At 45.1% G+C, this 1,241-nt stretch carries 1 protein-coding gene; it reads right to left on the bottom strand.

Annotation, left to right across the window (positions count from 1 at the left end):
- Window positions 1-1,241 (bottom strand): LamG-like jellyroll fold domain-containing protein (locus tag AC6F75_RS05985; RefSeq protein WP_500714042.1); only part of this gene is annotated, 1,241 nt, incomplete at both ends.

The following is a 1,241-nucleotide window of genomic DNA, read 5'->3' as shown; positions in this document are numbered from 1 at the left end:
AAGGCCCGATTGTAGATTCTAAACTCATCCATTAAGCCGTTAAGGTTGGTATTAGTGCCATATCCCCCTACTTGAAAACCGGAACCGGACATCGTATTTGTTGTGGGAGCAGTAACAGTAACGTGCAAAACACCATCAATGTAGCCGGTATATGTTCCGGCTGTTGCATTATATACAACATGAACATAATTAGGAGCCGTTGTAGCGGCACCTGTTATAGTTAAGTCAGGCAATCCCCCACCACGAACCATCCAATTGTTAGCTCCGGCAACTCCATTTGTAAAGCAACGAAAACCTCCGGCACCCACATCACCAAAAATATAATAAAGTGTGCCACTAGGCGTAATATTACTTGTCCAGAAGCCTATTGTAAACGAGCCTGAAAGGTTTGTATTCCATCCGGTATTAATCACTCCGGAGCTAGAAGTAACCCCTGTTCCCTGTAACGCCGTTCCAAACAGTCCTGCTCCTCCAACAGTCAGCCCGGTTCCGGTAATTGAAGCCGGATTATTCCCAACGGGACTTAGTGCTTCGTTGACTATTGTAGTGCCTGTATCAAACTTATAATAGAGTAATTCCGGCATTTGACCTCCAGCCCCTCCACCGGTTTCAAGATAAACCTCCGCTGCCCAGTAGGATGTAGTTGAAGTTATGGTTGGTGTTGTATATATAGAACCAATTCCTATTGGATCGGGTGCAATTAGTGGATCATCTGATAAAAACCAGTATATCTCGCTTCCTGCCCCTGTTGGGGTGGCTGTTAAGGTAACTTGTCCTTGCTGACATACAACTCCACCAGTAGTGCTAAGTATTCCAAACACGGAACAATCAAGCTCGTTTACAATAATTTCCAGTAATGGACTTTCACACCCTAGTACAGTTTGGCTCACCCAATAAGTTGCACCATCTACCAACGGGGTTGTTGGACTTAGTGCCGGCGGTGTGCCTGTGCTGTTGTCATACCAAGTCAAACCGGTACTGTGAACATAGGAATCCACTTCCAAATCATCCAGGGTGTCCCCTGCCACATATATCTGGGGTGAATCCCCTGTGGGTGCTGCAAGGTTTGCACAAACAAATCCATAAATATCCAAGGTATAGGTTGTACTGCCCGACTGTGAAGCAATTACTATAAAATAGTCCTGACCTGCGGTTACAAAGAAATCTTCTATTTTTCCAGTTCCAACTCTACCGGCCAAACAATTGCCACCCACATCACCACAACTTTCATAGACAAATAC

Source organism: Planktosalinus sp. (assembly GCF_059864935.1).
Note: the sequence above shows the minus strand (reverse complement) of the source record. Positions and strands in the feature narration are given on the sequence as shown.